General features: G+C 33.6%; 21 protein-coding genes and 1 pseudogene. 6 read left to right on the top strand and 16 right to left on the bottom strand.

The features are described 5' to 3' along the window. Positions 1-63: 63 nt before the first annotated feature. The gene (locus tag ACQKNI_RS23440) at positions 64-321 is read right to left on the bottom strand and encodes a hypothetical protein (protein ID WP_001145041.1); all 258 of its coding nucleotides are present in this window, start codon (positions 319-321) and stop codon (positions 64-66) included. A 313-nt stretch (positions 322-634) separates the two neighbouring features. Here ACQKNI_RS23440 and ACQKNI_RS23435 point away from each other — a divergent pair, with 313 nt between their 5' ends. Both ACQKNI_RS23435 and ACQKNI_RS23430 read left to right on the top strand, forming a co-directional pair. After that, positions 635-1,690 carry an enoyl-CoA hydratase/isomerase family protein gene (locus ACQKNI_RS23435; RefSeq protein WP_088230321.1) on the top strand — a complete coding sequence of 352 codons (1,056 nt, stop codon included), beginning with the start codon at positions 635-637 and terminating at the stop codon, positions 1,688-1,690. A gap of 225 nt (positions 1,691-1,915) precedes the next feature. Beyond that, positions 1,916-2,548, top strand: coding sequence for a LysE family translocator (locus ACQKNI_RS23430; RefSeq protein ID WP_000572336.1), 633 nt, complete (start codon positions 1,916-1,918; stop codon positions 2,546-2,548). Positions 2,549-2,618: 70 nt separating this feature from the next. On the opposite strand, the gene ACQKNI_RS23425 is transcribed toward ACQKNI_RS23430, so the two are convergent. The 6 genes from ACQKNI_RS23425 to mmgD all read right to left on the bottom strand — a co-directional run bounded on the left by ACQKNI_RS23425 (position 2,619) and on the right by mmgD (position 10,470). After that, the gene (locus ACQKNI_RS23425; RefSeq protein ID WP_088230322.1) at positions 2,619-4,079 is read right to left on the bottom strand and encodes a CoA-acylating methylmalonate-semialdehyde dehydrogenase; all 1,461 of its coding nucleotides are present in this window, start codon (positions 4,077-4,079) and stop codon (positions 2,619-2,621) included. Between the two features lie 36 nt (positions 4,080-4,115). After that, positions 4,116-5,006 carry an NAD(P)-dependent oxidoreductase gene (locus ACQKNI_RS23420; RefSeq protein WP_098253446.1) on the bottom strand — a complete coding sequence of 297 codons (891 nt, stop codon included), beginning with the start codon at positions 5,004-5,006 and terminating at the stop codon, positions 4,116-4,118. 16 nt (positions 5,007-5,022) lie between these two features. After that, positions 5,023-6,732 carry an acyl-CoA dehydrogenase family protein gene (locus ACQKNI_RS23415; protein WP_088230324.1) on the bottom strand — a complete coding sequence of 570 codons (1,710 nt, stop codon included), beginning with the start codon at positions 6,730-6,732 and terminating at the stop codon, positions 5,023-5,025. A gap of 154 nt (positions 6,733-6,886) precedes the next feature. Further along, on the bottom strand, positions 6,887-7,795 hold the full coding sequence (gene prpB, locus ACQKNI_RS23410; RefSeq protein WP_000312630.1) for a methylisocitrate lyase: 909 nt from the start codon (positions 7,793-7,795) through the stop codon (positions 6,887-6,889). 18 nt (positions 7,796-7,813) lie between these two features. Continuing rightward, positions 7,814-9,250, bottom strand: a complete 1,437-nt coding sequence (prpD, locus tag ACQKNI_RS23405; protein ID WP_088230325.1) for a 2-methylcitrate dehydratase — start codon at positions 9,248-9,250, stop codon at positions 7,814-7,816. 98 nt (positions 9,251-9,348) lie between these two features. Further along, entirely contained in the window at positions 9,349-10,470 is a 1,122-nt protein-coding gene (gene mmgD / locus ACQKNI_RS23400) for a citrate synthase (RefSeq protein ID WP_140417328.1), read from the bottom strand. Positions 10,471-11,119: 649 nt separating this feature from the next. On the opposite strand from mmgD, the gene ACQKNI_RS23395 reads away from it, so the two are divergent. Beyond that, positions 11,120-11,401: a hypothetical protein gene (locus ACQKNI_RS23395; protein WP_088230327.1), complete on the top strand. Its 282-nt coding sequence runs from the start codon at positions 11,120-11,122 to the stop codon at positions 11,399-11,401. Positions 11,402-11,480: 79 nt separating this feature from the next. On the opposite strand, the gene ACQKNI_RS23390 is transcribed toward ACQKNI_RS23395, so the two are convergent. Further along, positions 11,481-13,964, bottom strand: a complete 2,484-nt coding sequence (locus ACQKNI_RS23390; protein WP_088230328.1) for a transglycosylase domain-containing protein — start codon at positions 13,962-13,964, stop codon at positions 11,481-11,483. A gap of 463 nt (positions 13,965-14,427) precedes the next feature. Here ACQKNI_RS23390 and ACQKNI_RS23385 point away from each other — a divergent pair, with 463 nt between their 5' ends. Then, on the top strand, positions 14,428-14,637 hold the full coding sequence (locus ACQKNI_RS23385) for a KTSC domain-containing protein (protein WP_140417329.1): 210 nt from the start codon (positions 14,428-14,430) through the stop codon (positions 14,635-14,637). 70 nt (positions 14,638-14,707) lie between these two features. Here ACQKNI_RS23385 and ACQKNI_RS23380 read toward each other — a convergent pair whose 3' ends face one another. The 4 genes from ACQKNI_RS23380 to ACQKNI_RS23365 form a co-directional block, all read right to left on the bottom strand. Further along, positions 14,708-14,920, bottom strand: coding sequence for a YqaE/Pmp3 family membrane protein (locus ACQKNI_RS23380; protein WP_088230329.1), 213 nt, complete (start codon positions 14,918-14,920; stop codon positions 14,708-14,710). 195 nt (positions 14,921-15,115) lie between these two features. Beyond that, positions 15,116-15,790 carry a DUF6944 family repetitive protein gene (locus tag ACQKNI_RS23375; RefSeq protein WP_088230330.1) on the bottom strand — a complete coding sequence of 225 codons (675 nt, stop codon included), beginning with the start codon at positions 15,788-15,790 and terminating at the stop codon, positions 15,116-15,118. Positions 15,791-16,008: 218 nt separating this feature from the next. Continuing rightward, a complete protein-coding gene (locus ACQKNI_RS23370) occupies positions 16,009-16,731 on the bottom strand; it encodes an SDR family oxidoreductase (protein WP_141552088.1) in 723 nt (240 codons plus the stop codon). 314 nt (positions 16,732-17,045) lie between these two features. Further along, positions 17,046-17,381 carry a hypothetical protein gene (locus tag ACQKNI_RS23365; RefSeq protein WP_088230331.1) on the bottom strand — a complete coding sequence of 112 codons (336 nt, stop codon included), beginning with the start codon at positions 17,379-17,381 and terminating at the stop codon, positions 17,046-17,048. A gap of 211 nt (positions 17,382-17,592) precedes the next feature. On the opposite strand from ACQKNI_RS23365, the gene gerPF reads away from it, so the two are divergent. Continuing rightward, positions 17,593-17,808, top strand: coding sequence for a spore germination protein GerPF (gerPF, locus tag ACQKNI_RS23360; protein WP_001141569.1), 216 nt, complete (start codon positions 17,593-17,595; stop codon positions 17,806-17,808). A 218-nt stretch (positions 17,809-18,026) separates the two neighbouring features. Here gerPF and ACQKNI_RS23355 read toward each other — a convergent pair whose 3' ends face one another. The 3 genes and pseudogenes from ACQKNI_RS23355 to ACQKNI_RS23345 all read right to left on the bottom strand — a co-directional run. Further along, a complete protein-coding gene (locus ACQKNI_RS23355) occupies positions 18,027-18,221 on the bottom strand; it encodes a hypothetical protein (protein WP_088230332.1) in 195 nt (64 codons plus the stop codon). Between the two features lie 738 nt (positions 18,222-18,959). After that, positions 18,960-19,811, bottom strand: a complete 852-nt coding sequence (locus ACQKNI_RS23350; protein WP_088230333.1) for a peptidylprolyl isomerase PrsA — start codon at positions 19,809-19,811, stop codon at positions 18,960-18,962. Positions 19,812-20,201: 390 nt separating this feature from the next. Beyond that, positions 20,202-20,768 (bottom strand): annotated as a pseudogene (locus ACQKNI_RS23345) (glycoside hydrolase family 25 protein); the annotation flags it as partial. A 315-nt stretch (positions 20,769-21,083) separates the two neighbouring features. On the opposite strand from ACQKNI_RS23345, the gene ACQKNI_RS23340 reads away from it, so the two are divergent. Beyond that, positions 21,084-21,278: a hypothetical protein gene (locus ACQKNI_RS23340; protein WP_088230334.1), complete on the top strand. Its 195-nt coding sequence runs from the start codon at positions 21,084-21,086 to the stop codon at positions 21,276-21,278. A 417-nt stretch (positions 21,279-21,695) separates the two neighbouring features. On the opposite strand, the gene ACQKNI_RS23335 is transcribed toward ACQKNI_RS23340, so the two are convergent. Further along, positions 21,696-22,232 (bottom strand): C1q-like domain-containing protein, encoded by a 537-nt coding sequence (locus ACQKNI_RS23335; RefSeq protein WP_088230335.1) that lies wholly within the window; start codon positions 22,230-22,232, stop codon positions 21,696-21,698. Positions 22,233-22,512: the final 280 nt, after the last annotated feature.

The raw sequence follows: 22,512 nt of genomic DNA, 5'->3' as shown, positions 1-22,512 counted from the left end.
ATTTAAAATACGGTACGTGAAATTTTATATATTCTCAAAATAAAAATGCCGATTATGACATCTTTATTTTTGTATAAATTCTTTCATTACATAATATAAAACTGTAATGAAAACGATCGCTACAAAAAATGAAAATACTGCGACAATGTATCCATCCTTATTTAATAGAATGCAAAAAGAAATAGATATAATAAAAATCGGAAATACGAGACGTACTTTATCCTTCACTTCTTCTGTCGTATCTGTATGATGAAAATACTGCGTTATCCCTATCATTAACGAAGACAAAATAATAACCGATAATAGTAAAGGTACTGGCATTCCGATTTCTCCTTCCCCTATTTCTAATTAACATACTAGCCACTCGTTACAATTTCAACAATTCTATTTTTTAAGTAACTATACACATTTTACACATATATAATAGCGCTTTTATCACCATAACTTCAAATATTTACTCTTACAGTAATGTTGTAATATTCCTCTTCCATCACCGAAATCCTGCAAATATAACTCGTCAAAATATGCGGTGGACATTTTAACACATACCGTCAACTTTAGACAAAATTTATAAAGGACATTTCAGTACATATAAAGAATTAAGAATAAGAAGATATGTAAAGGAGGATGAATCATGACTGAACACGTTTTATTTTCTGTTAGTGAAAACGGCGTTGCATCAATTACTTTAAACCGTCCAAAGGCGCTTAATTCTTTATCCTATGATATGTTACAACCAATTGGACAAAAACTTAAAGAGTGGGAACACGATGAACGTATTGCGATTATCGTATTAAAAGGAGCTGGCACAAAAGGTTTTTGTGCAGGTGGTGACATTAAAACCCTCTACGAAGCACGTTCAAGCGAAGTTGCCTTACAGCATGCTGAGCAATTTTTCGAAGAAGAGTATGAAATTGACACTTACATTTATCAATATAAAAAACCGATTATCGCTTGTTTAGATGGCATTGTAATGGGTGGTGGTGTCGGTCTGACAAATGGCGCGAAGTATCGAATTGTAACAGATCGTACAAAATGGGCAATGCCTGAGATGAACATCGGCTTCTTTCCAGACGTCGGTGCTGCATATTTCTTAAACAAATCACCTGAATATTCAGGTCGTTACGTTGCTTTAACAGCATCTATTTTAAAAGCTGCTGACGTATTGTTTATAAACGCTGCTGACTACTTTATGCCATCAGATACATTACCAAATTTCCTTACTGAACTTGAAAGTGTAAATTGGCATAATGAAGATGATGTACATACTAATTTAAAAGAAGTCATTCGTACATTTGCAACTGGTCCAAACTTAGAAAGCGAGCTTGCTCCTTCATTAGAAGTAATCAATTCACATTTTGCATTCGATACAATTGAAGAAATCATTCAATCATTGGAGAATGATCCAAGCTCATTTGCACTAAAAACGAAAGAAACGCTATTATCAAAATCACCTATTTCACTAAAAGTAACATTAAAACAATTTATTGATGGAAAAGATAAGTCCGTTGAAGAATGTTTCGCTACGGACCTTATACTAGCTAAAAATTTTATGAGACATGAAGATTTCTTCGAAGGAGTACGCTCCGTTGTCGTTGATAAAGATCAAAATCCGAATTATAAATATAAGCAGTTAAGTGATGTTTCAGAAGAAGATGTAAATCGTTTCTTTAACTTACTTAATGCATAAAGTGAAACTTTAATAAGTGAAGGTTCATCTCCTGCTTATTATTAGCCCTCACCAATCACCCGTTCATGCGGGATAAAATTGAGGCTATATAGTCGTGTAATTACATGACTATATAGCCTCTTTATCATTTAATATTTTTTAATAAAATTTAATTTTATTAAATAGGAATGTGTGCTACACTAATTTTAATCAAATATTCTAAAAATAAAAAAAGGAGGAGCGACTATGATTGAAAATTATTTTCTATTCATCATTATGTCTATTTGTCTTATTATTTTACCCGGTCCTGACACTGCAATGGCTACGAAGAACACATTAGTTGCTGGTAAGGTGGGTGGAGTGAAAACAGTGTTCGGTACATGTGTTGCACTATTAATCCATACTTTAGCAGCAGTAATCGGACTTTCCGCACTTATTGTAAAGTCAGCCCTTTTATTTTCTATTTTCAAGTACGTTGGAGCTCTATATTTAATTTATATTGGTATTAAAGCCCTTTTAGCAGTAAGAAATAAAGAAGGCGTCGATACGAACGATATTTCTTTGAATAATGAAGACGAACACACTTCTTGCTTTCGCCAAGGGTTTCTTACGAATTTATTAAATCCTAAAGTTGCAGTCTTCTTTTTAACATTTTTACCGCAATTTTTAAATCCAAATCATAATACGTTTATCCAACTTCTCGTAATGGGCCTTACTTACCTAGTTTTAACAGTTATTTGGTTCGCTTTTTATATATTTTTAATTGATAAAATTAGTGCTTTTATGAAAAAACCGAAGACGCAACGTTATATTCAAGGGTTAACGGGAATTGTCTTAATTGGTTTTGGTATTAAACTAGCTTTTGAAAAAAGCAATTAACAAGTAGAAAACCACCACTATTAATAGTGGTGGTTTTCTTTTAATCACTGATTTGACTATCTACTTTATATTAAAACCAGCGTTCAGTTACAACCTTTTTGCGCGTATAGAATTGAACGCCATCCGTACCATTTGTACCTAAATCACCAAAGAACGAAGCTTTATTTCCTGCAAATGCGAAGAATGCCATTGGTGCTGGAACGTTTACGTTTACACCGATCATACCAGCATCAATATTATCGCGGAATGTTTGTGCATGCTTACCGTTTGAAGTATAAATAACCGCACCATTTGCAAACTTAGATTGATTTGTCAGTTTGATACCTTCTTCTAAATCTTTTACTCGTACAACACTTAATACTGGAGCGAAAATTTCATCCTGCCAAATTTTCATTTCTTGATTTACATCATCGAAGATTGTTGCACCAACAAAGTAACCTTCTCCAACTTCTTCATTAATTTTACGGCCATCTACTAATAAAGTTGCCCCGTCAGCTACACCGCTATTAATATAGCCTAAAACGCGCTCTTTATGAGATTCACGGATTAATGGTCCAACATAATTATCTTCGTTGAAACCATCACCTACTTTTAGCTTCTTCGTTTCCGCTACTAATACATCAATAAATTCGTCAGCAATTTCATCAACTACTGCTACTACTGAACATGCCATGCAGCGTTCTCCGCTACTTGCAAATGCAGATCCAATTACACCTTGCACTGTTTTCTCAAGGTTGCAATCTGGCATTACAATTGCATGGTTTTTTGCACCAGCTAACGCTTGTACACGTTTTCCGTGTTTCGTACCTGTTTCATATACGTAACGAGCTACCGGTTCAGAGCCAACGAACGAAACCGCTTGAATATCTTTACTTTCTAAAATACTATTTACAACATCTTTTCCACCTTGCACTAAGTTTAATACCCCTTTTGGAAAACCAGCTTCATAGAATAACTCTACAAGTCGCTCTGCTAAAAGTGGTGTTCTTTCTGATGTCTTTAATACGAACGTATTACCACAAGCAATTGCAAGTGGGAACATCCATAACGGAATCATCATTGGGAAGTTGAATGGTGTAATACCAGCAACAACTCCAATTGGGTAGCGCCAAATCGATCCATCAATTCCACTAGCAATATTCGGGAGAGCTTGTCCCATCATTAAATTTGGTGCTGATGTTGCGAGTTCTACTGCCTCAATACCACGCTGTACTTCACCAGTTGCATCCGTTAGCGTTTTTCCATTTTCTAACGTAATGATTTTTGCAAGTTCATCTTTATTTTCTTGTAAAAGCTGTAGATATTTGTATAATTGTCTTGAACGATTTGGAACTGGTACTTTTGACCATGTTTTGTACGCCTCTTTTGCTGCTTCAACCGCTTTTTCAACATCCTCTTTTGGAGATAGTGGAACGTAAGCAATAATTTTTCCAGTCGCTGGATTCGGAACTGCTTCTACTTCCGTACCTGTTGATTCAACCCACTCGCCATTAATATGATTTTTCACTCGTTTAATTTCAGTTGTAATCATTATATTCTCTCCTTTTTTATGAATGAAATAGGTCTATTATTTTTGATTCGAAATGAATTGTTCGCTAACTTTCTTATATAAAGCAGCCATATCGTTTTCACCATATCCTGCTTCACTCGCTTCTTCATATACGTTTAATAGCATTTCGCTTACTGGTAAGTGGAGCTCACTTTCCTTAGCTAAATCAACCGCAAAGCCTAAGTCTTTTTTTAATAGATTTACAGTAAAGCCTGGCTCATAGTTTTCTGATGCAATGAAACTTTTATAATTACGCTCATAAATTCTACTTTGACCGTAACTTACATTTAAAATATCAAACATTTTATCTAAATCCATATTGTTCTTTTTCGCTAATGTTAAAGCTTCACTCACACCAGCAGTATAAAAACCAATTAATAGATTATTAATTAATTTAACCGTTGTACCACTATCAATTTGCTCGCTAACGTGGAAAATATTCGCTCCTAACACTTCCATGATAGATTCAGTTTTATCATATACCTCTTTTGATCCACCAACCATAAACGTTAAAGTACGATTTTCTGCTCCAATTACACCACCGCTAACAGGTGCTGCTAAAAAGTCTACTTTCTTTTCCTTCGCCGACTCCTCCAACTGTTTGTTTAACTGTGGAGATACAGTACTTGTATCAATTAAAACGACATTCGAGTGGCTATTTTCAAATAATCCTTCTTCTCCAAAATATACCGCTTCAACAGCACGAGGTGAAGGTAAACTTGTAAAAATTACATCACATGTCTCTGCTAGTTTTGAGATTGATAAGCCAATAATTCCTCCTTCTTTTTCAAAGGAAGCTTCAGCCTCTTTATTTAAGTCCACTCCATATACTGTGTAACTTGATTTAACTAAATTTTTAGACATCGGAAGACCCATATTACCTAAGCCGATAAAACCAATCTTTTTCATATCGCTTTCCTCCTAATTACACAATATATTTTCCGCGATTTATACTAGCTTTCGCAATTTCCCTCTTTTTCGTAAATACGTTCGTGTATAAAGGCACTAATAATTGACGGATTTCGGATAAAATATCATGTCTATTATGTTCTTCTGTGACTGCCGCTGAAAGAATAGATATTGCTGCTTCTTCTACTTTACGATATCCTTCTTCACAAATAACGTCAGTAATCATTTGCTTCGTACACTCTTTTTCTTCACCATTTTTACTTACTGCTTTTCTCGTACGTAAAAATGCTGATTCCATGACGTACACGTCCGTCAACATATTTGATAATACACGTGAATATTCTTGCTCTTGATCAATTTTTAAGCCCGGTGTTTTAGAGAGCGTTTTCAAAGATTGTCTCAACAATTTTTTCGCTAATAAAATGTAACGATGGTTTCTTTCGACGTTTTCCAAATCACTTTCTACTTCATGATCTTCAATTTGCTCCATTTGTTTCATTAACATTTTGGCAACTGTTAATCTATTAATTTCATTCGTACCTTCAAAAATACGACTAATTCGAGCATCACGATATAATCGTTCTACTTCGTATTCTTGCATATAACCGTAACCACCATGAATTTGGACAGCTTCATCTACGATATGACCAAGTGTTTCAGAAGCATTTACTTTATTTAGTGCACATTCAATTGCGAATTGGGACATTTTTTTCATAAGATCCTCATCACTCTCATGAATTGCCTCATCAATTACACCAGCTGTACGGTAAGCTGCACTTTCTGCTCCATATGTAGCAATGATCATATTCGCAATTTTCTCTTGAATCATCGTAAAGTCTACTAATTCCGTTTGGAACTGTTTTCGTTCTTTACCATATTGAACTGACAATCCAATTGCTTGTTTTGCTGTTCCAATATTTCCAAAGGCAAGTTTTAGTCTAGCAAAATTAAGAATATTAAGAGCTACATGATGCCCTTTCCCAACTTCCCCTAAAACATTTTCAACAGGGATGACAACATCTTCTAAAATAAGAGTCGCTGTTGAAGAGCCTTTAATACCCATTTTCTTTTCTTCTAAACCAATAGATACACCTTCACATGTTCTTTCGACAATAAACGCTGTCATTCCTTTATTTGTCTTTGCAAAAACAACGTATACATCTGCCATATGAGCATTTGTAATCCACTGCTTCTCGCCATTTAACTTCCAAGCTGTACCATCTTCGTTCAATACCGCACTCGTTTTTGCGCTTAATGCATCTGAACCAGCATTTGGCTCAGTTAATGCATAAGCACCAATCCATTCTCCCGATGCGATTTTTGGTAAATATTTTTCTTTTTGTTCTTTCGTTCCGTAATATATGTAAGGCAATGTACCTACACCAGCGTGTATATTAAAAGAAACGCTAAACGCACCAGCATAACCCATTTTCTCTGCTACTAGTCCTGAAACTGCCTTTCCTAACTCGAACCCGCCGTATTCTTCTGGGACTTCGATACTTAATAACCCAAGTTCCCCAGCCTTTTCAAATAATTGACGAGAAATTTTGTAGTTATGTTGTTCAATATTCTCCATTTGTGGAACAATTTCTTGTTTAACAAATTGTTCCGTTGTTTTTGCGATTAATTCCTCATCACCTGAAAAATCTTCTGGTGTAAAGTAAGTATGATTTACATCTTTATTAAGTGAAAAAAATTCATCCCATGGTAACTTCGTTTTCTCCATATGTATCCCCCTATCATTCGGCTTTCATAGCTTTTTTGCTTATGCTCGTCTACGATGAGTGGAATATCTTTTTTTGAAAATAGAAGGCGATGATTTTTCACATCAAGCATTTTATTTTGCCAAAGATGTATTTTCATCGCCTTCGCTGTCTTATCTATTGATCTTCTGATAATACTGTTTTTGCAATACCAGTATCTAGCTCTTCAAAGTCATGATATGAAATTGTTTCATATAACTCACTTCTCGTTTGCATATTAGAAAGTGCATCTTTTTGAGAACCTGTTTCCTTAATTAAAGTAAACACATTCTCATACGCTTTCGCTGCTACACGAAGTGAAGTTACAGGATAAATAACCATTTGGAAGCCCATGTTCGCAAATTCCTCTGCACTATAATATGGTGTTTTTCCAAATTCAGTCATATTCGCTAATAAAGGTGCATTTACCTTGCTATTAAATAGACGGAATTCCTCTTCTGATTGAAGCGCTTCTGGGAAAATTGCGTCTGCTCCTGCTTTTACATAGGCATTCGCTCTTTCAATTGCTTCATCTAACCCTTCTACACCACGAGCATCCGTGCGCGCTACAATATATAAACTCGGCGCAACTTCTTTAATCGCTTTAATTTTTTGAACTAATTCTTCTGTAGTAACAAGTTTCTTGCCATTTAAATGTCCACATTTTTTTGGTAATTGCTGATCTTCAATTTGGACAGCTGCTACTTTCGCCTCTACCATTTCTACAGCAGTTCTCGCTACATTTAGTACACCACCAAATCCTGTATCAATGTCAACAAGAACAGGTAAATCTGTAGCTCTTACTAAATCTCTTGCTCTTTCTGCTACTTCAGTAGACGTCACGATTCCTAAATCTGGTAGCCCTTTACTTGCAGTATAAGCAGCTCCCGATAAATAAAGAGCTGAAAAACCTGTATTTTTCGCAACAAGAGCTGCCATTGCATCATGAGCACCTGGAATTTGTAAAATTTCATTTGCTTCTACCAAAGCTCGGAAGCGATTCGCAAGCTCTTCTTGTGTTGACTGTTTATCCACAACCCAAGCCATTCTAGATTCCCCCTATTATTAAATTAAGAATAGATCTACAAATTCGTTTACATTCATATTTTCTAGTTTTTCTTCATTTAAACAAACTTCATGAATTTGTTCTTGTTGCTTATTAGAATAATGACCTGCCATATTAGCAGTGAATTTTTGAACAACCTTTGGAATCGCTTCGTCTCTACGGAAACGGTGACCAAGTGGGTATTCACATTCCACATTTTCTGTTACAGTACCATCTTTAAAGTGCACCTGAACAGCATTGGCGATTGAGCGCTTGTTCGGGTCAAGATAATCTAAACTGTACTGCTTGTTTTCAACAACAACCATCTTATTACGTAATTCATCTACACGTGGATCATTTGCTACTACATCCTCATAATCGTCCGCGACGATATCTCCTTTTAATAAACCGATTGCCGTAATATATTGTAAGCAATGATCACGATCAGCTGGGTTATTTAATGGACCTTCTTTATCGATAATACGAATTGCTGATTCATGAGTTGTAATTGTAATACGATCAACTTCATCTAATCTTTCTTTAATTTCTGGATGCAACTTCACTGCACATTCTGCAGCTGTTTGCGCATGGAATTCTGCTGGGTATGATACTTTAAATAATACATTTTCCATTACATATGACTCTAGTGGTCTAGCTAATTTTAATTCTTGTTTATTGAATAATACATCTTGGAATCCCCATCCTGGCGCTGATAATGCTGTAGGGTAACCCATTTCACCTTTTAGAGCAGTCATTGCAAGATGAACACCGCGGCTCGTTGCGTCACCTGCTGCCCATGATTTACGTGATCCAGTATTTGGAGCATGACGGTATGTACGAAGACTAGAATTATCAATCCACGCATGTGATAATGCATTAAAGATTTCTTCACGTGTTCCACCAAGCATTTTCGCAACTACAGCAGTTGTTGCTACTTTTACGTATAATACATGGTCAAGACCAACGCGGTTTAAGCTGTTTTCTAAAGCAAGTACACCTTGAATTTCATGCGCTTTAATCATCATTTCTAATACTTCACGTACTTTTAATGGTTCTTTTCCTTCTGAAATACGAACACGGCTAATATAATCTGCAACTGCTAAAATGCCGCCTAAGTTATCAGATGGATGTCCCCATTCTGCTGCAAGCCAAGTATCGTTATAGTCTAACCAACGGATCATACATCCGATATTAAATGCGCCTTTTACTGGATCTAGTACATAAGACGTTCCTGGTACACGTGTACCGTTTGGCACGATTGTTCCTGGTACAACTGGTCCTAATAATTTCGTACACTCTGGATATTGAAGTGCTAAAATTCCGCATCCAAGTGTATCAAGTAATACGTATCGAGCAGTACTAAATGCTTCTGCACTAGTAACCTCTTTATTTAATACATAATCCGTAATCTCTTCTAATAATGCATCTTTTTGTTTAATTTCATTTGTTTTAATCATACTATTCTTCCCTTTCTGTCGAAAATTCGTTATTATTAATGATGGGTGTCGGTCAAACACCCATCTGGCGGGCGGCGCTAACAACTCCCCAGTTGTTTTTATTTACTAAATACATGTCGCTCGCCAATATAATTTACACGTGGACGGAACAAACGATTGTTCGCATGTTGCTCAATTACGTGTGCACATAGTCCAACTGTTCTAGAACTAAAGAAGATCGGTGTGTATAGTTGAATTGGAATACCAAGCATCCAATATACTGGAGCAGCATAGTAATCAAGATTCGGATAAATGCCTTTTTCCTTCTCCATAATCTTTTCTCCAGCTTCACACATTTCATATAGTGTATAATCGCCTTTTACATCACAAAGCTGTTTTAAAGCTTCCTTCATCATAAGTGCTCTTGGATCTATCTTCTTCATATATACGCGATGTCCAAAGCCCATAATTTTTTCTTTGTTATAAAGTTTCTTCTGTAATAACTCTTCAAATTTCTCAACATTTCCAGCTTCTAAAAGCATGTACATAACTGCTTCATTTGCACCGCCGTGTAAGCTACCTTTTAGAGATGCAACTGCTCCTGTTAAAGCACCGTATAAATCTGATTGCGTTGATGCAATTACGCGAGCTGTAAATGTAGAGTTTGGCATTTCATGTTCACTATATAAAACAAGGGAACGATCAAAGATCTTCTCTTCAAGCTCAGTTGGTTTTTTACCAGTTAACATATAGAAGAAATTCGCACTATATGACAATTCTTGAAGAGGCTGAATTGGCTCCTCATTATTTAAAATATGATAGCTATTCGCTACAATGTTCGGTACTTTACTTAATAGCTTGTACCCTCGGCTTTTATTCACTTCTAACGAGCGGTTTTCGATATCATTATCGTAACCAGCTAATGCAGACACACCTGTACGTAATCCATCCATAGGATGCGTTTCTTTAGGTAATGCTTTTAACACATTGAATACACCTTCTGGCACCGCATATTCTTCTTTTAATTTCTTTTCAATTGTTGCTTTTTCATCCTCATTCGGTAGATGTTCCTCCAATAAAAGGTGCACAATGTCTAAATACTCTTTTGTTTTTGAGAGTTCGATTAAATCATACCCTTGAATTACAATTTCACCTTTTACTGTGTCAAGAAACGAGATTTTCGTCTCCGCTGCTACTATACCATCTAATCCCGGGGAAAATTTTTCTTCAGCTTTCATCATTATTTCCTCCAATCCTAATAGATCTTCGTGCACATAACTGTAAGCCTTTACAATACTGTGGAACTACATTTCTATTTCAATGTATCAGAGTTTTTAGAAGATTTCAATTTATTTTATAATGATAAGTTTCCTATACTTTTATCGATGTAACAATACAATTTTTTAAGAATAGTTTTCATATTTTCTAAAGAAAGGACAGACTTCCTTGTATGTCTTTTTAAAACAAAATATAAGGATTATCCATATATTCCCGTCAAATATATCATTCTTCCACATTTATTTATGAAATAGAAAAACCGATCTGTACACATATACAGCTCGGTTTTTCTATGATATTTATTTCACTATCCCATAAATACAATTCTTATATAAAACTTATTCATTTTTAGTAAAGTTATTATTTTACATAATTAAATTAAATTTCTTTCATTTTCGCATGATAACTTACAACTCATTCACAGTTTTGAACGTACCATAAATTATTACAAACTAAAAAAATATAATACCGCCCTTCTCAACTGACACTATCACCAATTTTAATGTGCTCTACGAATTTGTACCTATATTTGATTAAAATTTCTATATATGTACCTTCATATGCACTACAAGAATATACTATTTTATTATTGAACTTAGGAGTGATCGTTTCATGAGGCTACCTTTAAGAATAACTGCTGTGGTCCCGTCTGTTCCCTCAATACATGTTCCCGCCATCCATACAGCAAGTTCCGATGTTGGCATTGAACTTCCCTCAACTTGGCAACAATATCAATTTCCAGGTCAAGTCTCCCCCTCATTTTGGCATCATGGCACGCATCCAAGTAGTACTACCTTTTATCAACAAAGTTATGCTCCACTACCCCCGACTCAAGTTTTTTATCATTTTCCATCCATTTATTTTCAAAATTTCTATGGTACTTTTAACATTTAAAAAATAATAGTACTCGTTATAATACAAAAAGCACCAAAGAAACCGTTTTTACCGGTACTTATGGTGCTTTTTGTATTATTTATTGTCCATTATTGACAGGAGCCTCTCCTGCATTCCCATCATTATTCGGTGGCGTTGTCACTGGTGGCGTTGGGTTTGTATTCCCTTGACCTCCACCATTATTTGGCGGCGTTGTATTCCCTTGGCCTCCTCCGCTATTCGGCGGCGTTGTATTTCCTTGATTTCCTCCGTTATTTGGCGGCGTTGTATTTCCTTGACTTCCTCCGTTATTTGGCGGCGTTGTATTCCCTTGATTTCCTCCGTTATTCGGCGGTGTTGTATTTCCTTCATTTTGTTTCTTTTGTTCTTCTTGTTTCTTTAATTCTTCCTGTTTCTTTTGTTCTTCTTGCTTATTAAGCTCTTCTTGTTTCTTTTGCTCTTCTTGTTTCTTAAGTTCTTCCTGTTTCTTTAATTCTTCTTGCTTGTTCTCGTCTTCAGTTTTTTGCTGTTGATTTTGTTGCGGCTTTTCAGTTGTATCAGGAACGCTCCTATTTGGCGAAGAATCACGTTTCTCTCCTTTTATACGCAATTCACTACCTTCTTGAATAACACTACTTGGCATTTTAAAGCGCGATTTATCAGTAGCCATCTCGCTCATCATTTCCTTAAAGATCAACTGTGCAATTTTCGTATTTTTACTACTAATATACTCGTCTTTACCATCTTTCATATATCCAGTCCATACTGCCATCGTATATTGCGGCGTATAACCTGCAAACCAACTATCACGAGTTGCACTTTCTGGAATGTGATATTGTGCTAATTGTTTTGAATCATAGTTTGTTGTACCTGTTTTACCAGCTACATCTAAAGAACTTATATTGGCCGCTGTACCAGTACCTGATGTAACGACAGAACGAAGCATATCAGTAATCATATATGCTGTAGAATCCGCCATAACTTGTTTTGGTTTTTGCCCAAAACTTTGTGATTTGCCGTCTGGATAAACTACTTTCTTCACAAAATGCGGCTTCGTATACTTACCATTATTACCAAATGCCGCATAAGCACCTGCTATTTCAGTTGGTGATACTTCATTTGTACCAATCGCTGTTGATTCAGTCGGTGCTGTATTAAATGTAATGCCTAGTTTCTCAGAGAATTCTTTCGATTTACTAATTCCTACTTCTTTTGCAGTTTTAACTGCAGGAACATTACGTGACATCTTTAATGCTTCACGCATTGTAATTGGACCTAAATGACTTCTGTCTGCATTTCGAACTTCTTGTCCAGTTGAATATTTAAATGGAGAATCATCAATTTGATGATAAGTAGCCCATTTTAAGTATTCAATAGCAGGAGCGTAATCAAAGATTGGCTTCATTGTCGAACCAGCTGCACGATCTAATTCGATTGCCATATTATGCCCTTTAAATACTGCCTTATTTTCACCGCGTCCACTACCTATAGCACGAACTTCCCCTGTTTTCGTATCCATAAATGTGAAAGCACCTTGGAATTTATCATTTGGATAATCAATAATATTTGTATTTAAAATATTATCAGCTAATTTTTGTGCATCCTGATCCAATGTTGTATAAATTTCTAAACCGTCAGAACCAATGTTAGCATCCGGTAATTCTTTTTCTACCTCTTTCACAACCGCATCCATAAATGCAGGATATGGCATTGCTTGAAGTTCTGTTGCTGGCTTAAGTCCATCTGTTACTGGAACTTTTGACGCTTCTTCCATTTCTTGTTTTGTAATATAGCCATGTCGATTCATTAAGCCTAGAACAGTATTTCTTCTTTCTGTTGCTCTTTGAACATTTTCTGGTTTCGTTGGATCATAGTTATTTGGTGCTTTCGGTAAACCTGCTAGCATCGCAACTTCTGGTAATGTTAAATCTTTTAATTCTTTACCATAGTAGTTTTGTGCTGCTGTTGCGATTCCATATGAACGGTTACCTAAATTAATTTTATTTAAATACATCTCTAATATTTCATGTTTTGAATACTGTTGTTCTAGCTTATACGCTAAATATATCTCCTGAACCTTACGCTTTGACGTTTTTTCCATCGATAAGAAGTAGTTTTTAATAACTTGCTGCGTTATCGTACTTCCACCTTGTGAACCATAATCTCCTTTAAGACTAACTAAAATCGCACGTGTAGTACCTTTAAAGTCTACTCCACTATGCTCATAAAAACGTGCATCTTCTGTCGCTAAAAACGCTTCTTCTACTAATTTAGGAATTTGATCATACGTTACATTCGTCCTTTTTTCTTTTCCATATTCATATACCAAATTGCCATCTTTATCATAAATTTTTGAGGATAACGGATTAACAAGTTTTGCTTTCTCAAGTTTTGGTGCGTCCTTAATCATTACGAAAAAGGTAGCAACACCTGCCACTAAACCAACAATACCAATTAATAAACAACTAATTAAAAACTTACGAAAAAATGATGTTTTACCTTTTGGTTTTTGATTTTTAGAAGCTGGCTGTTTTTTCTTTTTAACTTGTCGTCGCTCCTCTCGAGAACGATAATTTTCTGACATGTTACTTTCTCCTGCCTTTCAATTCTCCCGTTGATTTACTTAAAAATATTGAGGTCACTTTCTAAAAAATTTAATTAAGAAAGTATATTGACCTGGAGCATTCAATATTTTCCCAATTCACAGATTATACTTTTTAGAATTTTTTTTATACAAACTATTTTCACTTCTATTTTTCTTAATAATGCTGCCCCTTAAAGCATAGAATGTACAAAGTGAATTTTTAATACCTCGTATAAATAATATACCTTTTTTTCAAATGGTCAATATTTTCTTATTTATAAATCAAAGGTGAAATAAAAATAGCACAACGATATGTACTTCGTGTGAACTTCCTTATAATTACGTATAACGAACATTTAATATATTGCATATAAGTATAATACCTCTTTAATTATTAGGATTTCAACACCACATCCCAATATATACAAGAAATCAGCAAAAATAAAAAGTAAGGAGTTGCGTAATGATGAAGTTATCTCCCATTATCTCAAAAAATATAGTTGCTGTTGGCTATAATCCTTTTTCTATGATTTTAAGAATTCAATTAAAGAATGGTATGTATGATTTCTTTAACGTGCCAGAAAATATTTACACTGGTTTATTAAACGCACACTCTAAAAGTTATTATCATAATACTTATATTAAAAATTCTTACCGCTACACTAAAATTTAAACTTAAACATCATATAAAAACGAAAGGAGGACAATTCCCCCTTTCGTTTAAAAAGATTTTCACGATCCAGTTATCTTCTATTTCTCCTATTAATTTCATCATATGCTTGAATTTGTTTTTTCAAACGCCGATCAGCTTTTTTTTCATGTACAACAAAAATTGCATGTATAACTCCTGGTACCCAAAATATTAATGTCAAGATGAAATTTAGTATTGCTTGAAATGGCTTTCCGCAAAATAATACCGCTACAGGTGGAAGAAAAATTGCTAATAAATACATCATCGCTTGAAAACTCCTTGTTTTATATTTTTCATTTCTCGTCTTTTCATGCGCTGACCAACCCGATTATTTGGGTGTTTCATACATTTCAATTAAACAATAAAACTTCTTTACTGTTATATATTCTATTCATATGAAAGAAAAACCTACTATATCAATGTTATCCCGTATGTAAAACTGAAATTTTACATACTTCTTTTAAATGGGCATTTTAACCCCTTTATTGTTTTCTACTCTCTCCTCTCCCTCTATTATAGTTAATCCAATTGCAGAAATAACCGTTCCGATTGCTTGTATCCAAATACCAATGAGTGCTATTATCCTCTCATTCTTCTTATCCATAATACTGTCTTCATTTTCAATTTCATCCTTCGATAAATTAATAATACCTTGATAAGCTTGAAGTCCTGCCCCTAAACTTTGCATAGAATTACCTAGAATAATGATTCTTTCTAGGGCTTTTCTCTCCATCAATGCTGCTTCTACACCTAAAAAAGCACCAATTGATTGTAAACTGTTCCCGACAATTATAAGATAATCATTCTCTTTCAGTTGTTCGTTTATATTAAAATACGTTCCTATTACATTTGATATATTTCCTAATGCTAATAATTCAATCCCCATTTCATCAAGTATTTTCCTTTTATTCTCCAAACATATATTTTGATTTTCTCTTTCCCCTTCATCTTCGCTATAATCATTTGCCACAATTTGTAATATATACCCGAGGGCTTGCAATGAGCTTCCTACAATAACAAGATCCGATTCAACTTTTTCTTCTCCATTAAATCCTCTTGTTGTTCCGATGGCCGCTGTAAGATTTCCACCTACTTGAAACCATGCCCCTGTCACTTTTAAACTGCGTAGATTCATTTTTATCACCTATACAAAAATTTTCTACTGCTTTCGAAATAAACAAATGTCGCCCTTAATCTTTTATTTTATTTTGCATATGTAATTTTGTGCATTCTATAGTGTGTTAATCATACAAAAAAAGCACCTTTACGGTACTTTTTTAACAACACATTTCTCAATGAAAATATATGCAATTAAAAACATTTATATCATTCAATATATACTTATTTTTGATGCTATCCTGGGCACGTCAATGAATCTCCATTGTTCTCTATTGTTATATTTAATATATATTGAATTGCTTTATGTGACCACATTTCAGGTGTAGGTGATTCATTTATATATTGTGGTGCACATGAATACAGCATCGGGGTCTTAATGCTTCCTCCTGGATCTAAAGCGACAACAGCCATTCCATGAGGTAATTCCAGTGCCATAGATTTTGTAATACCTTCAATTGCAAACTTTGAGGCACAGTACGGTGCAAGCTCAGCCTCACCTTCTCTGCCCCAACTAGAACTCATATTAATAATAATTCCTTCTTTCCTAGCTACCATAGCCGGGACAAATGCTCTCATTACATTTACTACACCATTAACGTTTATATTCATTACATTATCAAATTCACTAGCTGTAACTTTCCAAATTGGTGCATTTTGATTAACAATTGATGCATTATTTATTAACAAATCGGGGGTTCTATATTTATGAAATACATAACTTGCCCAACTACTAACTTGCTGAGAATCTGAAACATCAATGATTTGAAAATCATGTGTATTACCGTAATGTTTTTTTAGTTCTTCAATTTTATCTTTTGAACGTCCACATCCACATATATTCCATCCCAATTCGTGAAATCTTTCAACCATTACGCGGCCTAATCCTTGCGTCACTCCTGTAATTATTACAAGTTTCCTAATTTCGTTTTGCTTCAATTCCCTCGCCTCCCTTTCCATATTTTATTCTCTTCACTTTCATACAGCCATTTACTAAAGTATCAACTCACTTCATACTTTAGTAGCATTTTTGATATTGTAAAAAAAGAATAACCATAGCGGTTACTCCTGTTTATATCTCTATAAATTCAATATTACTTTTAATTCCCCACATTTCTCACACTGAAAAATGCGAGCTACACCTAATATATCAATTTTAAAAAACCATTATCTTGCAGCTTAATAAAACTATATTTATGTTTACAGGGCGATTCATCAAAAAATTCCCAACACAAAACAGTCCACTTTCATGTAAGAATTTTCATCTAGTCTATTTACATACTTTTATGTAAATACTCAATTTCATTTTGCAACTTTTTGAATTGCTCAAAATGCATGGTAATGGATTGATTGCTACTATAATCAACATTTTGCTTCACTAATAAAACACCAGTATCATGAAAAATCGCTTCGAGGTCTTTCCTAATCGATACTTTCGTAATATGCGCTGTTTTAATTGCCGATAAAATTGCTATTTCATTAAACTTTAATTTTATTTCATTTGGACAAAATGCTTCTTCAACCAATATAACTTCATTGCTATAAATTAGCGCAACAAGTGGACTTGATTTTGCATCTGTTAAATCCACTCTTTTTATAACATTATTCATAACATTTTGCCTCCTTTTATTTTCATATATATTAATTATACAAAATTAATCTTTGGGTTACTTAACCTTACATTAATTTTAACACACTTTCGTAAAAGGATTAAACTGTAATTCGCACGTTTTACTATTCCACAATTTTTGTTAAATGAACCATTTGGACTATAAATCCATATAGTATTGTTAACAATTAATTATAAAGCAGGTGAAAATTATGCCATCAGTTGTAGGGAATTTAGTTGTACAAAATAGTAACGGTTCATTTAACTTAGGTGATTTCTACAACGTTTCTCCGAAAGAAAATACGAAAGCTTATAATGGATCTGGTGCATCAAATGTTGGTTTTGTTGTTAATACTTTTAGCGGTGTTAGTGCGACTAATACGTTTGATTCTGATCTTGCAGATCAAAACCAAGTAGGTACGGCCTAACACTATATTTCCATCGTTCTGTTTAGGATTTTTAAATTTGTCTATACTATAACTAGGCTGTTACACAGCTATTGTTGATTTTGGAGTACCCTATCTTTTTCTCCCTTTCCCTGGGGCTCAGCAGCTAGTATGAAGCTAGCTGCTTTTTCGGATGATTTTTTCTTTTTTCCTTATTCATCAGTAAAAAAGCTAAATATTACATTTCAACTTCTTGTACATTAATAATATCCGTACCATGTTTCTGCTTTTTTCGGATGACGAAAATACTCCAGTTTATATTTTACTACTTCATATTCCACCATCCCGATTTTTATCCCTTTCGTTTCTTTTAATATAATCATTAAATCATTTATATTTTCATCATACGATTCAAAAACCTTCCCGCCACCTTCTCTTTGAAAAATGACTTTCACAATATCTCTCCCAACTTAATTTCTTTAATAACTAATCCGATTAAAAGTAAGCATTCTTTTTTCTAACATTTTCATAGCAAAAAGAACATCCTTCTTAATAGAATGCTCAGCTTGTCATTTCCTATAACGGCAATATTTTTTCAATACAATTATATGTATTATTCTTCAAATAATGTTTATCCACTTCAAGAAAATTAATATATTTGATTTATATTTAATAAAATTAATTAACTAAAACATTATAATATCAACAACCTATAAAACAATTAATTTCTCTCTTTTAATTTTATCCATAATTTTACATTGTAATTCTTAATATTAAAATGTAATATTGTATTGTCTTACTATCTATTTATAACACACACACTAATTAGAAAAGGGAACTCTATATGAGTTCCCTTTTCTAATTAAGATTATACAACTATTCATGAAAAATCCATTCACATATTGTTTTAGTTGCTTCGGAATAAGGTTTTAGCAAATCTTCAAGAGTTTTACTACGACAATTATATACAATGATCTAACACTTTTTTTTATATAGTATTCCGTTTATTCTTATCTACGCTTTCTTTTCATCTAAATCCCTTTATTCTACTATTAATTACATTCACCGATGTAATATTGCATTGTATTTGTAAATCATTATCCAAATAAGATCCTATTTTCTCTCTTTTTTACATAAAAACAAAAAACAGAAATCTAGCTCCATGCTAAATTTCTGTTTTTCCTCTATTCGTATTATTTTTCTTCTAGAAATTCAAATGTATCTTTAAATTCTTTATCATTTACCTTAATATCAGCAGCTTTCAATAAATCAGTAACTACTTGTTGTTTCCATTTACCTGTCGTATCTTGTAGTCTTTGCTCTTCTAAATCTTTACGAATTTTATCCTTCACTTCATCAAACGGCTTCAATTCTTTTTTATCAGTCGCTTTAATAATATGGTAACCATAAGTAGTTTTAATTGGCTCACTTACTTGTCCTGCATCTAATTTATACGCAGCTTCCTCAAATTCTTTCACAGTTTGCCCAGGAGCAAAACCAGGTATTTCCCCACCCTGTTCTTTTGAACCAGTATCTTCTGAATATTGCTTCGCTAAAGCAGCAAAATCTTCACCATTATTTATTTTCTCTTTTACTTCTTTAGCAGTCTTTTCATCTTTTACTAATATGTGACTTACCTTCATCTCTGGTTTATAGTTATCTTTTACATCTTTTTCTGTAACAGTCTCTTTAATCGCTTTCTCAAATGCAATTTCCGGCTTCATTTTCTCTTTTAATTCATCTTCGTCTTTCAATCCTAATTGCTCTAAAGTCGATTTAAAGTTGTCACCCATTTTCTCTTTCGCTTCTTCTACTTTCTTTTGTGCTTCCTCATCTGAAACTTTATATTTATCTAACAATGCCTTACTTAACATCATTTGATATATAGTACTTTCACCATATTTTTCATGTAATTCTTTACTTAATTCTTTCTCTGAAATGTTACCTACTTTTGATGTTACTACGTTGTCAGAGGAACCGCATGCAGATAATGCCAACACTACGCATGAAATAATCGTTCCCAAAAATAACTGTTTCTTTTTCAATTCAAATACCTCACTTTTATCAATATGTAAAAGTAACTATACACTGTTATTGTGAAAACAGTGTGTTTTCTGCATGTAATTCATTTCATTTGAATCAACTATGCTCTTTTATCTTTTATTGTTAATAGTCTTCCTATTTTATTAGTAAGAAGACTATTTACTTTTACATTAAAACACATTTCATTACTGACTAATCAAATGTGTTTCTAGTATCCAATGATTTTGCCCGATATTCACCGTATTTTTTTCGCTTTCCCATATGGAAAGATTTTGATCCAGCTATAGTCCCCTTAATATTCATACATTCAAGCTTGTCCTAGTAATTTGCTCCGTACCTAACAGAATATTACTTGACTACTACGTATCCACTATGCTAGTTTGATTTACTTAATTCGAACCTATAAACCAAGAAAGTGACTTATTTCCTATTAATTGATTCACATCACATTTTCCAATGCCGGAAACATTTCCAGAATCCGTATATTGCCAAATATCACATGGATATGCTGGCTTATTTCCTCCATAACGAGGAATCCAAACAAAATCAGCCTCAATATTCCGTGCTCCAAACGATACATACGTGTGATGCCCTACATATAATCCTACTCTTTCTGCACCTAAACGACGCAATTCATCTATAAATGCTTGAGTTCCGCCTTGCATATCTACCATCGTTTGAACTTCTACATCCGCCACCCAAAACTTAGCAGATTTATCGCCACGATTCCAAAAATTTTGTGCTTCTTTCTTTGCATCAGCAATAGATATAAAACGGCAAAATGCATAATTACCAAATGGAATACTGCGCTTTTTCATTTCATCCACATAGCTTGGATACATAAAATCCACCGTGTTCGAGCCATCTTGAACTCTAGCAATAACTAAATCTAGCTGAGGTGCTGCAATATCCCAATTAATAGTTCCATTCCATTTTGAAATATCTACAATAAAACCCATACAATTCAACTCCTTTTTATTATCATATTCAAAGCTTTTTTTATTGTAAGTCTCATATGCCTAATACTAGTAATCTATTATTTAAATAAGGAGAATCATTATTATTTTTTCAAATATATACCTATTACCAAAAAAATTCCATTCATTTATTTATTTCCCCTCAATTGGCTAAATAAAAAACATTTTCTCTTAATGAAAATGTCTTTTCACATTATTACAATCAACTTCACTAAAATTACATATTATATTAATACACCTATTCACATGAATCAAAAAGTGAATCATATATCACACTCAATATTAGGAGCTGATTTCATGGAAAAAAAACCTATCGTATTCAAAATTCCACCAAATTCAAAACTAAAAGTTACATTTTTCGGTCCTTGTAACGAAGTAATTACAAATGTTTCTATAATTAATCAACTTCTCACCCCTAAATGCCAAACTATCACTCAATATCCAGACTATAAGAAATATGAAACCGAAGTACAATCCCTATCCCGTTGTTAATCCACGTAATTCAAAGTTTTTACAGCTAATTTTAAAAGAAACACTTCATTAATAGGCTTAAATTACTCATTTTATGATATTCCATTGATAATGTATTGATTCCTTACACGTTTTCATTAAATGAGCATATATTATCGTATGGAGATTATCCACTCATAAAACCTATCTTTCTTTAGAGCGTACTTTTTATGTATGCTCTTTTTTGTTGAACCATCCTCCATATTCTTCTGTACATATAAAATTGTGCACCATTTATTTTTGTTTAACTTACTATTTTAATAATGTTGAAGGGGACTGAATTACGCTCAAATAACAATATATTCAATTTATTCACTTATATATACTAGAAAACAATAAAAAAACCTCACCGTTTGATGAGGGTCTTAAAACTTTCTACAAAACATCTAATCTTCGACTTCATTTAGTTGGGGAAGGGAATCTTGCAGCTTCAAAATGTGCCCCATCTTCTAAAGCACTTAAAACTCCATCTATACTACTTTGCGCATAGACCTCAACTTGATCTCCTTTATTCAATTGAATTATCGTCGAAACACTTACTACATTTCCAAAATTTATCGGACCAAAAAAGTCGTTATCTATAGCTATTGCAGCGTTTCCATTCACACGAATTTCTACACGTGCTCTATAATTTAAGTTGAGATCGTTTGGAAAGAAACCAATTGTTCCAATAATAGAATAAACCCCTCTAGTCTTCGGAATAAAAATAGACGTTGCTGGATTATACTCATTTGCTAAATCAAATTGTTCATTTTGGAACAATACCTTTACAAAAGTATTAGCAGGAACAGTTTGATCCACCGTATTTCTTGCTCTAAATGCAGATGCCCTTACAAGCTTGTCCTTGTTGTCATAACACTTACTTGTGTTCTTACAACAGTCATGCTGTTTCTTTTTATACTCCTTACAATATTTACAATAGTAATAACAAGACATACTAGTTCCCCTTTCATGCTTATTACTACATATTATGCAAGATTGATTAACAAAGTTTGGACTAATTATTATTATTTCTCATAAGGGTGCTCTATACTTACACTCTTATTTTTTATATACAACTCAATTCCTTTCGATTTATAAATTGTATACAGTTCCATATAGAATGGTCAGAAAAGAACTTCCGTATTTAACAAATTCAACATTTAAATACCGGGAAAAAATACGATAAATTTGAGTGATTCCCCTCTCTAATTACATATTTCAATTACAAGTTTCA

Source organism: Bacillus sp. NPDC094064, assembly GCF_050279585.1.
Lineage (GTDB): Bacteria > Bacillota > Bacilli > Bacillales > Bacillaceae_G > Bacillus_A.
This window is presented reverse-complemented; position numbering and strand designations above follow the sequence as displayed.